This is a genomic window from Allobosea sp. BH3 (genome assembly GCF_025499465.1).
Classification (GTDB): Bacteria; Pseudomonadota; Alphaproteobacteria; order Rhizobiales; family Beijerinckiaceae; genus Allobosea.
This window is the reverse complement of sequence record NZ_JAIMCA010000007.1, coordinates 150,594-163,171: the sequence shown is the minus strand read 5'-3', so window position 1 is coordinate 163,171 and position 12,578 is coordinate 150,594. Positions and strand designations below refer to the sequence as shown.

Below are 12,578 nucleotides of genomic sequence, written 5' to 3'. Positions count from 1 at the left end.
GCCGTGGTGAGTTAGTTTGGCAATGGAAAGATACCTTTTTTGGATCGTGCCATAGCGCGAACGATGTTGCGGGGAGCGGCACCGGACCTACTCTGGGATGTAGACGGCAAGAATGCCGCGTCATCTCCTGGGGAGGACTATCGATGAAGAACAAGATCACCCGCCGCGCCGCACTCGGACTTGCCGGCGGCGCACTCGCCATGCCGTTCACGGCGCGCTCGGGCTTCGGCCAGAGCTATCCCGCCAAGCCCGTCACCGTCATCATTCCGTTCGGCGCCGGCGGCACCACCGACCTGATCGGCCGCATCGTCTGCGAGAAGCTGTCGCAGCGGATGGGCAAGAGCTTCGTCATCGAGAACCGGGCCGGCGCCGGCGGCAATACCGGCGTCGCGGGCCTCGCCCATTCCGCGCCGGACGGCTACACGATCGGCATGACGACGCCGTCGACGCACGGCATCAACCCGAACCTCTACAAGGAAAGGCTGCCGTTCCGGCCGCTCGAGGATTTCGAGTTCCTCTCTCTGGCCTCGTCCCAGCCGAACTTCATGTGCTGCCACCCGTCTCTGCCGGCGCAGAACGTCGCGGAGATGATCGCCTATCTGAAGGCCAACCCGAACAAGGAAGCCTTCGCCTCGTCGGGCATCGGCACCTCGATCCATCTCAGCGGCGAGCTCTTCCAGCAGCTGGCGGGGGTGAAGATGCAGCACGTCACCTATCGGTCATCCGGCGCGCTGATCCAGGACGTCGTCTCCGGGAACGTGAAGATCACCTTCGACAACTTCACCTCGCCCTATCCTCACTACAAGGCCGGAACGATCCGCGGGCTCGCGGTGACCACGACGCAACGCGCCAAGATCGCGCCCGAGATCCCCGCACTTGCCGAAACGCTGCCCGGCTTCGACATCGCCTCCTGGAACGGGTTCCTGGCGCCGAAAGGCACGCCGAAGGAGATCTGCGACCGGCTGATCGTCGAGATGCGGGCGGTGCTGCAGGATCCGACGGTCGTCAGCCGCTTCGAGGAGCTGGGCGCCGCCGCAACACCTTCCGGCGGAGACGAGGCGCGGGCGAAGGCCATTTCCGAGATGGCCAAATTCAAGGGCATCATCGACAAGGCCGGCATCAGCATCCAGAACTGAACGGCGCCAGATGCGCGGACCGGAACGCGACCGCGCGAGGGCATCCCGATGTTCGAACTGAGCCAGCTTCGCTGCTTCGTCGCCGTGGCGGAGGAGCTCCATTTCGGGCGGGCGGCGGCGCGTCTTAACATGACGCAGCCGCCGCTCAGCCGGCAGATCCAGATCCTCGAGCGCATCCTCGACGTAGCGCTTCTGGAACGGAGCAACCGCACGGTGCGGCTGACGCCGGCCGGCCACAGCTTCCTCGCCGAGGCGCGCCGCCTGCTCAAGCTGGCGGAGAGCGCCGCGCTGCTCGCCAAGCGCGTCGCCAAGGGCAAGGCAGGCTCGATCAATATCGGCTTCACGGCCGCCTCGGCCTATTCCTACGTGCCGCAGCTCGTCGCCGCCTGCCGGCGCGAGCTGCCGGAAGTCGAGATCGCGCTGAAGGAGATGGTCAGCGGCGACCAGCTCAAGCGGCTTGATTCCGGCGAGATCGATGTCGGGCTCCTGCGCCCGCCGGTGCCGCGCACGGGATTGCGCGCCTTCCGCGTCTGCGCCGAGGCGATGATCGCCGCCGTGCCAACCGGCCATCCTCTCGCCCGGGCCGAGGCGCTCTCGCTCGAAGAGCTGGCGGCCGAGCCCTTCATCACCTACGCCCCCTATGAGGCACGCTATTTCCACGATCTTGTCGTGGAACTCTTCACGCGGGCCGGGCTGGTGCCCGACTATGTGCAGCACCTCGCGCAGATCCATTCGATCCTCGCCATGGTGCATTCCGGCGTCGGCGTCGCGATGGTGCCGGAGGCCGCCGTGAGCCTGCATTTCAGCGGCGTCGTCCTGCGGCCGCTCGCCCTGCCGCAGCAGCGCAGGGCGGAACTCTATTTCGTCAGCCGCGAGGACAACGACAATCCACTGCTGCCGACGATCGCGACTCTGGCCCGGGAGCTGGCGACGGCGGTGTGAGGCACAGCGCCGCGAGAGCGCCTGACGGGGCGTTCTCCTCAGCCCTTCGGGCTTCCTCAGGATGAGGGCAGAGGGAACGGGCCAACGGCAACTCACTCATCCAATCAACGCATCATTCGATACAGTGATTGGTCTCCATCGGCATCGATCCTGGTCTACTTCTTCGCCATCACCCAGCGAAGGACGAGACCATGAGCAAGATGACCCCGCAGGAGATGGCACGCACGATTGGCGATGGGCTCCTGTCCTTCCCCGTCACGCCCTTCACGGCCGGCAACGTCTTCGACGAGACGCGTTATCGCTCCAATCTCGACTGGCTCTGCGGATACGAGGTCGCGGGTCTCTTCGCCGCCGGCGGCACGGGCGAGTTCTTCTCGCTCTCTCCCGAAGAGGTCGTGAAGGTGGTCGGTACCGCCGTCAGCGAGACGCGGGGCCGCGTGCCCGTGCTGGCCGGCGTCGGCCATGGCACGCAGATCGCGACGCAGCTCGCGGCAGATGTCGAAAAGGCGGGTGCCGACGGCATCCTGCTGCTGCCACCCTATCTGGTCTTCTCGGAACAGGACGGCCTTGCTGCCCATATTGAGGCCGTCTGCAAGGCGACCAAGCTCGGCGTCATCGTCTACAACCGCGACAACGCCATCATCAACGAAGACACGCTGGCCAAGCTCTGCGAGCGTAACCCCAACCTCGTCGGCTTCAAGGACGGTGTCGGCGACATCGAACTGATGACGCGCATCCATCTCAGGATGGGCGACCGGCTGACCTATGTGGGCGGCCTGCCGACGGCCGAGACCTTCGCCCTGCCCTATCTCGAGATGGGCGTGACGACCTATTCCTCGGCCGTGTTCAACTTCGTTCCGCATTTCTCGACGAAGTTTTACGCAGCCGTGCGCCGGCGCGACCGCGCCACGGTTCAGGCCGGCCTGCGCGACTTCATCCTGCCGCTGATCGCCATCCGCAACCGCAAGCGCGGCTATGCGGTCTCGATCATCAAGGCGGGCATGAAGGTGATCGGCCGCGATTCCGGGCCGGTGCGTGCGCCGCTGACGGATTTGAGCGAAGCGGAGGTGGCCGAGCTCGCCGCTCTCGTCGCCAAGCTCGACAAGGGCGACTTTGCCAAGCGTGAGCTTGCCGCCGCCTGAGCGAAGGCCTGCGAGGCTTCGATTGGGGTGCGTCGGAGGGCGCGTGGCACGGGCCGTGCTTTACCGGCCGCACTGTCATGCGCGATCCCGTCCCCCCAGCGATCCTCTCCGCCCCGCTCCTGCCGGGGCGCGGTCTCCAGGAGCAGCTCCAGGAGCGCATCGTCGAGGGCATCCTCTCGGGGCGGCTCTCGGCGCAGACGCCCCTGCCCGCGACGCGGGTGCTGGCGCGCGCGCTCAGCGTCTCGCGCAATACCGTCAGCCTCGTCTATGAGCGGCTGGCGGCCGACCATTACCTCAAGCCGGTCGGGCGGCGAGGCTTCTTCATCGACGAGGCGCAACTGCGGGAGCGCCTCAACGTTGCCGTCGGAGGCGGGGAGCGGCGTCTCTTCCCGCAGGCTGGCCTCTCCTTCGACAAATGGCTGGCAAGCCGCCCGTCCGAGCAGGACAACATCGTCAAGCCGGCGAACTGGCGCGACTACCCCTTTCCCTTCGTGTACGGCCAGATCTCGCCGGACAAGACCTCGCTCGCCCGCTGGCGGGACTGCGTGCGCCTCGCCGGCACGGCCCGCCACAGCCATGAATGGATGGGGGACCGCATCGACGGCGACGACCAGTTGCTGCTGGAGCAGATCAGGCGCCGGCTGCTGCCGCAGCGCGGCTTCGATGCCGAGCCGGACACGCTCCTCGTCACGGTCGGCGCCCAGAATGCGCTCTACCTGATCGCTACCCTGCTCGCACGAGCCGGAACCCGCATCGCCATCGAGAACCCGGGCTATGTCGATGCCCGCAACATGTTTCTGGCCATGGGCGCGACGCTGCTGCCGCAAGCCATCGACGCCAATGGCATGCGCGTCGCCCCGGCGCTGGCCGAGGCGCAGCTTGTCTATGTCACGCCCGGCCACCAGTCGCCCACCAACGTCACGATGAGCACGGAGCGGCGCCTCTCGCTGATGTCGGCGGCCGAGACGCATGACCTGCTCGTCATCGAGGACGATTACGAGCACGAGCTCAACTTCGTCGGCCCGCCTCGGCCATCCCTGAAGAGCTTCGACGTCTCGGGCCGCGTGCTGCATGTCGGCAGCCTGTCGAAGCCGCTCTTTCCGGGCCTGAGGCTCGGCTTCATCGCCGCTGCCGAGCCGCTGGTGCGGGAACTGAGGGCGCTGCGGCGGCTGATGTACCGCCACCCCTCCGCGCTCGACCAGCGCGCCATGGCGCTCTACCTCGCCGAGGGGCATTACGACGCGCATATCCGCCGCCAGCGCAAGGAGTTGACGGCGAAATGGACGGCGATGCTGAGCGGCATCGAGCGGCTGCTGCCCGGCTGCGCCGTCACCATGACGACGGGCGGTTCCGGCCTCTGGCTGACCCTGCCGGACGGCATCGCCGCGCGCGAGTTGCAGGACCGCGCGGCTGCCCGCGGCGTGCTGATCGAGCCCGGCGACGTCCATTACTGGGGCGGCGAGCCGCCGCGCAACCGCATCAGGCTCGGCTTCGGCGCGATCGCGCTGGAGCGGATCGCGCCGGGCCTCACGGAACTGGCCGAAGCCCTGGCGGGGTGCTGACCTCAGGCCGCGGCCGGCAGGGCGTCGAGATCGGCCCTGCCGAGCACCTTGCGCAGGATCTCGGTCATCCGGCCGATCTCCTCCTCGCTTGCCACCAGCGCCGGCGCGAAGAGCAGCGCATCGCCCGTCGCCTTGACATGCAGCCCTTCGTTAAAGAGCAGGCGCTGGATCAGCGAACCCTTCTCGCCCGGCGCCTTGCCGGGGGTCAGCTGGATGCCGGCGAGCATGCCGTACCCGCGCAGATCATAGACCTGCGACAGGTTGCGCAGGCCGAAGACGGCGTCGAGGAAAGGCTGCGACAGCGCCTTGCCGCGAGCGAACAACCCCTCGCTGCGATAGATCTCCAGCGCCGCCAGAGCCGCCGCGCAGGCGACCGGATGCGCGGAATAGGTATAGCCGTGCATCAGCTCTGGCCGGTCGGCCTTGATCGAGTCGATCACCGCCTTCTGGATCTCGGTCTTCACCGCGACGGCACTCATCGGGATGGCGCCGTTGGTCAGCGCCTTCGCCATCGTCATCACGTCCGGCGTCACGCCGAATTCCTGCGCGGCAAAGGCTTCGCCCGTGCGGCCGAAGCCGGTGATCACCTCGTCGAAGACCAGCAGGATGCCGTGCTTGTCGGCGATCTGGCGCAGGCGCTGGAGATAGCCCTTCGGCGGCACGACGGTGCCGACCGAGCCCGCGATCGGCTCGACGAAAACGGCCGCGATCGTCTCCGGCCCATAGGTCTGGCACAGCGCCTCCAGATCGTCGGCGAGATCGGCGCCCTCCTCCGCCTGGCCACGGGTGAAGCGCCGCTCATCGGCCCAGGTGTGGCGCATATGGACGACGTCACAGGTCACGGCGCCGTATTCGCGCCGGTTGCCGACCATGCCGGCGAGCGCGGTGCCGCCGAGATTGACGCCATGATAGCCCCAGGCCCGCGAGACGAAGCGAGTCCGCTGCGGCTGCCCCTTCGCCCGGTGATAGGCGAGGCAGATCTTCATGGCGCTGTCGACCGCCTCGGAGCCCGAGGAGGCGAAGAACACCCGGTCGAGCCCCTTGGGCAGGATGCCGGCGAGCTTCTCGGCCAGCACGAAGGAGATCGGCGCGGCGCGCTGGAAATGCGGAGTGTAATCCAGTTCGAGCAGCTGCTTGTGCACGGCCTCGGCTATCTCCGGCCGGCCATGGCCGGCGGCGCAGCAAAACAGCCCGGACGCGCCGTCGAGGATCTCGCGGCCCTCCGGCGTCCAGTAGCGCACGCCCTGCGCCTTCGCGAAGATCTGCGGCTCGGCATGGAAGAGCCTGTTGTTGGTGAAGGGCAGCCAGTGGTGATCCATGGTGAAGGCTTGCTGGTCCATCGCGACCTCCTCGAGCCGATCCGCGCTGTGCAAGCTCTACGCGCCGCGTCCATGCGCGGCTTAGAGCCAGCCATGACATTCGGTGGGTCCAGCGGGGCGGCGCCAGTGCACCTGCTTGTCATCGAGGCCGGTCATTCTGCAAAGCTCACCGCGAGCCGCATCCTGCGGCCGGATTTGCGAGGCGGCCTTGCGACCCAACATCCTGCTCATCACCGCCGACCAGTGGCGCGGGGACTGCCTCTCGGCGCTCGGCCATCCTTGCGTGCGCACGCCCAACATCGACGCGCTGGCGGCACAGGGCACGCTCTTCGCGCGGCACTACGCCGGAGCCGCGCCCTGCTCGCCGGCCCGGGCATCGCTCTATACCGGCCTCTACCAGATGAACCACCGGGTCTGCCGCAACGGCTCGCCGCTGGATGATCGCTTCGACAACCTCGCACGGCTGGCGCGCCGCGCGGGCTACGACCCCACATTGTTCGGCTATACCGACGTCTCGCTCGACCCGCGCCGGCTGGCGCCGGGCGATCCGCATCTGCGGACCTATGAGCAGGTCCTGCCCGGCTTCAGCGTACGCGAATTGCTGCCGGAGCATGAACGGCCCTGGCTCTCCTGGCTGCGCTCGCGCGGCCATGCCGAGGCGACGAGCCGGGACATCCACGCGCCGCCGGGAACCAGGGGCCGCGTCACCAGCAACGCGCCGCTCTACCGCGCCGAGGAAACGCAGACCGCCTATCTGACGGGCGCCTTCCTGCGCTGGCGCTCGGAGCAGGATTCTCCCTGGTTCGCGCATCTCTCCTTCCTGCGCCCGCACCCGCCCTTCGTCGTGCCGGCGCCCTACAACACCATGTTCGACGTCAGCGACGGTCCACCCTTCGCGCGGGCCGCGAGCTCCGCCGCGGAAGCAGGCATCCATCCTTTCGTCGCCTGGCAGATCGCCCAGAACCGGCAATCCGGCTTCGTCCATGGCGCTGAGGGACTGGTGCGCGACTGGAGCGAGGAGGAGATCGCGACGCTGCGGGCGACCTATTACGGCATGATCGCCGAGGTGGACGCCCAGATCGGGCGCATCGTCGCGGCGCTGAAGGCATCCGGCGACTGGGACAAGACGCTGATCGTCTTCTGCTCGGACCATGGCGAGATGGCCGGCGACCACTGGCTCTTCGGCAAGGGCGGCTTCTACGAGGCGAGCTACCACATCCCCCTGCTGATCCGCGATCCGGCCGAGCCGGGCGGGCACGTCGTCCGGCATTTCACCAGCGCGGCCGACATCATGCCGACCTTGGCGCAACGGCTCGGGGAGCCGGCGCCCGGCCATCAGGATGGGCGCTCGCTCGCGCCCTTTCTCAGTGGCCAGACGCCGGCCAGCTGGCGAGAGGCGGCTTTCTGGGAGTTCGACTTCCGCGACATCGAGCACGGTGCGGCAGAGGCGCATTTCGGCCTGCCCTCCCATCGCTGCAATCTGGCGGTGCTGCGCAGCGACGCATTCAAATACGTGCACTTCGCCGGGCTGCCGCCGCTGCTGTTCGATCTCTCCCGCGATCCGCAGGAGCGCGAGAACCGGGCTGAAAACCCCGCCTATACCTCGGTCAGGCTGCATCATGCCGAAGCGTTGGCCACTCTGCGGGCCGCCCATCTCGACCAGACTCTTGCCGACACAGTGCTCACCGCAGCGGGCCCGGTGACGCGGCGCGGAGGCTGGTGACGGCTGCCGCAGCGGTGGCTCCATCGAATTGTGCCTCTGGCTCTACCTGCCCTGCGGCGCGGCGGATCAACCTCCAGGCATTGCGGCCCGCTTCTTGCGTGTGCCCGGCAAAGCTCCTGCACGAAGCAGGTGGAAAAGAGGGGATCGGTCATGTCGACGATGAAGGCAGGCGGGATGCTCCGCCGTGACGTTATCAAGCTTGCTGCCGCCGGCATCGCCGCGCCGGCGCTGATCAGCCGGGCAGCACTCGCCTCCTCCGGCGAGATCAACATCATGATGTGGTCGGACTATCTGCCGGAGAGCTTCGTCAAGGCGTTCACCGCCAAGACCGGCATCAAGGTGAACTTCACCGGCATCGGCTCGAACGACGACATCCTCAACAAGATGAAGGCCACCAATGGCCAGGGCTTCGACATCGTCACCCCGACCGTGAACCGCAGCCCGCTCTGGGCTGAGCTCGGCCTGCTCCAGCCCTTCGACATGAAGAAGGTCGACATCGCCAAGGTGAACCCGTCGATGGCGCTGGGCGAGGCGCACTGGAACTTCGGCGGCAAGGGCGTGCACTGGCTACCGCATATCTGGGGCACGGAAGGCGTGGCCTGGCGCACCGACAAGTTCACACCCGCCGGCACCGCCCCCTCCTATTATGACGTCTGGGACGACGCCAACGCCGGCAAGACCATGGGCCGCGGACACTCCATGCTGCTTGGCCTCGGCCTCGGCCTGGAGCGGCGCGGCGAAATGGCTCCCGGTTCGATCTGGGCGGCCTACAAGAGCGAAGACAAGATGAAGGAGGTCTGGGCCAAGCTCACCGATGTCGCGATCAAGAAGAAGAAGAACATCAAGCTCGTCTGGAACGATGCCGACGCGCAGAAGAACGGCCTGCTCAACGAGGGCGTCATCGTCGGCCAGACCTGGGACGGCCCGCCGATCGCGCTCAAGACCGCGGGCGAGCCGGTGATGTACCGCGCGCCCGTCGAAGGTGCGATGGCCTGGGTCGACGGCCTCGCTTTGCCGATCGGCGTGAAGAACATCGACCAGGTCTATGCCTTCATCGCGGCCTGCTACGACGCGCAGCTCGCCGGCGAGGCGATCAAGACCCACGGCTACAACTCGCCGGTGGTCGGCGCCGACAAGTTCGGCGGCGAGACCTACGCCAAGAACTTCGCCGACGCCTATCCGGGGGACTCGCTCGCCAAGCTCAACGCCTGGCCGGCCGAAGCCCCCTGGTATGCCAAGGCGCGCTCCGAATTCACCAACAAGTTCCTCAGCGCCTGAACGGGATCCGATGCCGGGCTCCTTGGGGCCCGGCATCATCCGAAGCCCTCATCCTGAGGAGCGCTCCGCAGGAATGCGTCTCGAAGGATGCTCCAGGAGACTCCGGAATCATCTGGAGCATCCTTCGAGACGCGCCTTCGGCGTTCCTCAGGATGAGGGCTGCGGAAGGCAAGCACGTTTTCCCCGCTCCCTGCCGACCAGGACCCGCATGACGAAGGACGTCGTTCTCGATCACGTCTCGATCCGTTTCGGCAGCTACACCGCCGTCGACAACGCCCATCTCTCGATCCAGGGCGGCGAGTTCTTCTCCTTCCTCGGCCCCTCCGGCTGCGGCAAGACCACGCTGCTGCGCTGCATCTCCGGCTTCGTCCAGCCGACGGAAGGGCGAGTGCTGATCGGCGGGCAGGACATGAAAAATGTCGGCCCGAACAAGCGGCCGACCGCGCTGATCTTCCAGAACCTCGCCTTGTTCCCGCTGCTCTCGGTGGCGGAGAACATCGCCTTCCCGCTCGAGGTCCGCGGTGTCGGCCGCAAGGACAGGCGCAAGCGCGCCGACGAGCTGCTTGAGATGATCGCGCTGCCCGGCACCGGCGACAAGAAGGTGCACGAGCTGTCCGGCGGCCAGCGCCAGCGGGTCGCGATCGCGCGCGCGCTCGCCGCCGATCCCGACATCCTGCTGCTCGACGAGCCACTCTCGGCGCTGGACCTCAAGCTGCGCCAGCATATGCGCACCGAGCTGCGCGCCATCCAGCAGCGTGTCGGGTTGACCTTCATCTACATCACCCACGACCAGGGCGAGGCGCTGACGATGTCGGACCGCGTGGCGGTGATGAATGCCGGCGTGATCGAGCAGGTCGGCGATCCGAAGACGATCTACAACCGGCCGCGCACCCCCTTCGTCGCCTCCTTCGTCGGCGAGACCAACAGCATTCCGGGCCAGGTCGTCGCCCAGTTCGGCACGACGGTGACGCTCCAGACCCCGCTCGGCACCCTCTCCGGCCAGTCCGGCGGTGGGCGCGACCATCGTCCGGGCGCCGCCTGCCTGCTCTTCATCCGTCCCGAACAGCTCTTCACCTCCGGTTCAGCCCCCGGCGCCAACAGCTTCCTGGCAGATTGCGAGGCCGAGGAGTTCGAGGGCAGCGTCCAGACCCTGCATCTCAAGGCGGCCGGCCTCCCGCTCAGGCTCTGCCGCATGAATGCCGGAGGCCTGACTGCGGCTGCGCCGGGTCCGGGCGCGCTGACGATCGGCTACGATCCGCAGGCCGCGATCGTCCTCCCGCAAGGCGCCGACGCGGACGCCGCCGCATGAGCGCGCTGCGCCGCATCTTCGCCGGCATGGCGAGCCGCCACGGCCTCGGCGTCGCATTCTTCGTCGCCGGCGCCGTTCTGGTCTGGATCTTCGTCCTGATCGTGCTGCCGCAGGTCGCGATGCTGGATTTCTCGCTCAGGCACAATCTGCCACGCTCCGAGATCGGCGGCCCGCGCGACGTCTACACGCTCGACAACTACCGCTATTTCCTGTTCGGCAGCGGCAGCGGCCTCAACACGCTGGACATGGGCGTGCTGGTGAAGACCTTCGCCGCGGCGGCGTTCGTCACGCTGATCGACATCGTGATCTGCTATCCGATCGCCTTCATCCTCGCCCATTCGGCGACCGGCGTCGGCGCGCGCTTGATGATCGTGGGGCTGATCGTGCCCTTCTGGATCAACGACATCCTGCGGGCCTTCGCCTTCCGGGTGCTGTTCGGCGCCACCGGCGTCGTCAACGGCATCGGCCAGGCGCTCGGCCTCTGGGATACGCCGGTCGACTTCATCCGCGCCGATGTCGCGCTCTATTCGGCCCTCGCCTACACCTATGTGCTGATGATGGTGTTCTCGATCTACGGCGCGGTCGAGACGCTCGATCGTAACCAGATCGAGGCCGCCCGCGACATGGGCGCGAGCTGGTGGCGGGTGCACTGGCGAGTGGTCCTTCCCGTCGCCAAGCCCGGCATCGCCTCGGGCGCCACCATGGTCTTCATGCTGACGGCGGGTGCGCTCGCCGCCCCGCAGATCCTCGGCGGCCCGTCCAATCTCTGGTTCACCCAGCTGATCTACCAGTGGTTCAACGACGCTGGCGACTGGCAGCGCGGCGCGGCCTATTCGACCATCCTGCTCATCGCCTGCCTGATCTTCGTCTTCCTGACGATGCGGGTCTTCCGCGTCTCGATCGGGGCGATCGGCAAATGAACCGGGCGATCGGCGGCGGCCTGTTCTCGCTCGGCTATGCCCTGCTCTTCTTCCTGTTCCTGTTCGGCCCACTGATCATCATGGTGATCACGGCCTTCAACTCCTCGGCCTTCCCCCGCATCGTGCCATGGGAATGCTTCACCACCGACTGGTTCGGCGTGCTCTTCGCCAATCAGCGGCTGATGACGGGGCTCTGGGCCAGCCTCTGGATCGGTTTCGCGGTCGTAGCCCTCTCGGTGCCGCTGGGGCTGGCCGGGGCGCTCGCGCTGTCCGACCTCGGGCCGAAGGCGCGCGCAGCGCTCTACGGCACGCTGATCACGCCGATCCTCATTCCTGGCGTCGTCATCGGCATCTCGACCATCGTCTTCTGGGGCGCGGTCGCCCGCGGCGTCGGCGCCGGCTATGACTCGCCCTTCTTCAACGGCATCTTTCTGACCCTGCTCGGGCAGGTCAGCTTCATCGCCTCCTACACGATGCTGATCTTCATTTCCCGGCTGCAGCGCTTCGACCCTCTGCTGACGGAGGCGGCGCTCGACCTCGGCGCGACGCCAGGACAGGCCTTTCGCAGGATCCTGCTGCCCTTCATGAAGCCGGCCATCGGCTCGGCCGCTTTCATCGCCTTCCTCGCCTCCTTCGAGAATTACAACACCACCGTCTTCACCATTCTCTCCGGCAACACCTTCACCACCGCGCTGGCCTCAAAGGTCCGGCTCGGCACCGACCCCTCTCTTTCGGCACTGGCGGTCATCATCATCGCGCTGACCCTGATCGGCGCCATGGTCAGGGAAGCGCATGCCCGCCGCGGCGAGCGCCTGCGCCGTTCCGGCCCGTCCGGCCTCTACGCCAGCCCGCTCACGCGGACGCTGGTCCATCCGGCGACGATCTTCGTCGCGCTCGCCGGCTTCGCGGCCTTCCTCGCCTGGCAGGGCAGCCGCCACGATGCCTCGGTCTGCCGGGCGAACATCCTGCGCGAGAAGCAGGAGATGCAGGAGCGCCTCCTGCGCGAACAGCAGGAGCGCATGCACCGGCTCCAGCAACAGGCGCCGGCTGCGGCGGCGCCGCAGGCCCCGGGCAACAACCCCTCGCCCTTCGGCGGCGCCTTCAATCCGAATACTCTGGCGCCTCCGGCGTCGACGATACCCGCCCCGGCCGCCCCACCGCCCGCCAGCGCGAACCCCTCGCCTTTCGGAGGCGCATTCGCCCCGGGAAGCCTTGCGCCAAAGCAGTGACCGGCCTGTTCGCGCCGG

The 12,578-nt window shown here is 67.4% G+C and carries 10 protein-coding genes; 9 read left to right on the top strand and 1 reads right to left on the bottom strand.

The window, feature by feature from the left end; all coding sequences use genetic code 11:
• Positions 1-143 precede the first annotated feature (143 nt).
• From BoBH3_RS23165 to BoBH3_RS23150, 4 genes are all read left to right on the top strand, one after another.
• Positions 144-1,136 (top strand): Bug family tripartite tricarboxylate transporter substrate binding protein, encoded by a 993-nt coding sequence (locus tag BoBH3_RS23165; RefSeq protein WP_262333222.1) that lies wholly within the window; start codon positions 144-146, stop codon positions 1,134-1,136.
• Between the two features lie 48 nt (positions 1,137-1,184).
• Entirely contained in the window at positions 1,185-2,078 is an 894-nt protein-coding gene (locus tag BoBH3_RS23160; RefSeq protein WP_262333221.1) for a LysR family transcriptional regulator, read from the top strand.
• Between the two features lie 191 nt (positions 2,079-2,269).
• Positions 2,270-3,220: a 5-dehydro-4-deoxyglucarate dehydratase gene (gene kdgD / locus BoBH3_RS23155; protein ID WP_262333220.1), complete on the top strand. Its 951-nt coding sequence runs from the start codon at positions 2,270-2,272 to the stop codon at positions 3,218-3,220.
• Positions 3,221-3,297: 77 nt separating this feature from the next.
• Positions 3,298-4,782, top strand: a complete 1,485-nt coding sequence (locus tag BoBH3_RS23150; RefSeq protein ID WP_262333219.1) for an aminotransferase-like domain-containing protein — start codon at positions 3,298-3,300, stop codon at positions 4,780-4,782.
• Positions 4,783-4,784: 2 nt separating this feature from the next.
• On the opposite strand, the gene aptA is transcribed toward BoBH3_RS23150, so the two are convergent.
• Positions 4,785-6,122, bottom strand: a complete 1,338-nt coding sequence (aptA, locus tag BoBH3_RS23145; protein WP_262333218.1) for an omega-aminotransferase AptA — start codon at positions 6,120-6,122, stop codon at positions 4,785-4,787.
• 187 nt (positions 6,123-6,309) lie between these two features.
• On the opposite strand from aptA, the gene BoBH3_RS23140 reads away from it, so the two are divergent.
• From BoBH3_RS23140 to BoBH3_RS23120, 5 genes are all read left to right on the top strand, one after another.
• Entirely contained in the window at positions 6,310-7,824 is a 1,515-nt protein-coding gene (locus tag BoBH3_RS23140; RefSeq protein ID WP_262333217.1) for an alkaline phosphatase family protein, read from the top strand.
• 150 nt (positions 7,825-7,974) lie between these two features.
• Positions 7,975-9,102, top strand: a complete 1,128-nt coding sequence (locus BoBH3_RS23135) for an extracellular solute-binding protein (protein ID WP_262333216.1) — start codon at positions 7,975-7,977, stop codon at positions 9,100-9,102.
• 208 nt (positions 9,103-9,310) lie between these two features.
• Complete coding sequence (locus tag BoBH3_RS24565; protein ID WP_410050641.1) at positions 9,311-10,411, top strand: ABC transporter ATP-binding protein; 1,101 nt, start codon at positions 9,311-9,313, stop codon at positions 10,409-10,411.
• The gene (locus tag BoBH3_RS23125; protein ID WP_262333215.1) at positions 10,408-11,331 is read left to right on the top strand and encodes an ABC transporter permease; all 924 of its coding nucleotides are present in this window, start codon (positions 10,408-10,410) and stop codon (positions 11,329-11,331) included. Before BoBH3_RS24565 ends, BoBH3_RS23125 begins: the two co-directional genes overlap by 4 nt.
• Entirely contained in the window at positions 11,328-12,560 is a 1,233-nt protein-coding gene (locus tag BoBH3_RS23120) for an ABC transporter permease (protein ID WP_262333214.1), read from the top strand. Before BoBH3_RS23125 ends, BoBH3_RS23120 begins: the two co-directional genes overlap by 4 nt.
• Positions 12,561-12,578 lie beyond the last annotated feature (18 nt).

Coding starts and splice junctions, on each gene's coding strand:
- BoBH3_RS23165 (WP_262333222.1), top strand. CDS start 144: ATGAAGAACAAGATCACCCGCCGCGCCGCACTCGGACTTGCCGGCGGC.
- BoBH3_RS23160 (WP_262333221.1), top strand. CDS start 1,185: ATGTTCGAACTGAGCCAGCTTCGCTGCTTCGTCGCCGTGGCGGAGGAG.
- kdgD (WP_262333220.1), top strand. CDS start 2,270: ATGAGCAAGATGACCCCGCAGGAGATGGCACGCACGATTGGCGATGGG.
- BoBH3_RS23150 (WP_262333219.1), top strand. CDS start 3,298: ATGCGCGATCCCGTCCCCCCAGCGATCCTCTCCGCCCCGCTCCTGCCG.
- aptA (WP_262333218.1), bottom strand. CDS start 6,122: ATGGACCAGCAAGCCTTCACCATGGATCACCACTGGCTGCCCTTCACC.
- BoBH3_RS23135 (WP_262333216.1), top strand. CDS start 7,975: ATGTCGACGATGAAGGCAGGCGGGATGCTCCGCCGTGACGTTATCAAG.
- BoBH3_RS24565 (WP_410050641.1), top strand. CDS start 9,311: ATGACGAAGGACGTCGTTCTCGATCACGTCTCGATCCGTTTCGGCAGC.
- BoBH3_RS23125 (WP_262333215.1), top strand. CDS start 10,408: ATGAGCGCGCTGCGCCGCATCTTCGCCGGCATGGCGAGCCGCCACGGC.
- BoBH3_RS23120 (WP_262333214.1), top strand. CDS start 11,328: ATGAACCGGGCGATCGGCGGCGGCCTGTTCTCGCTCGGCTATGCCCTG.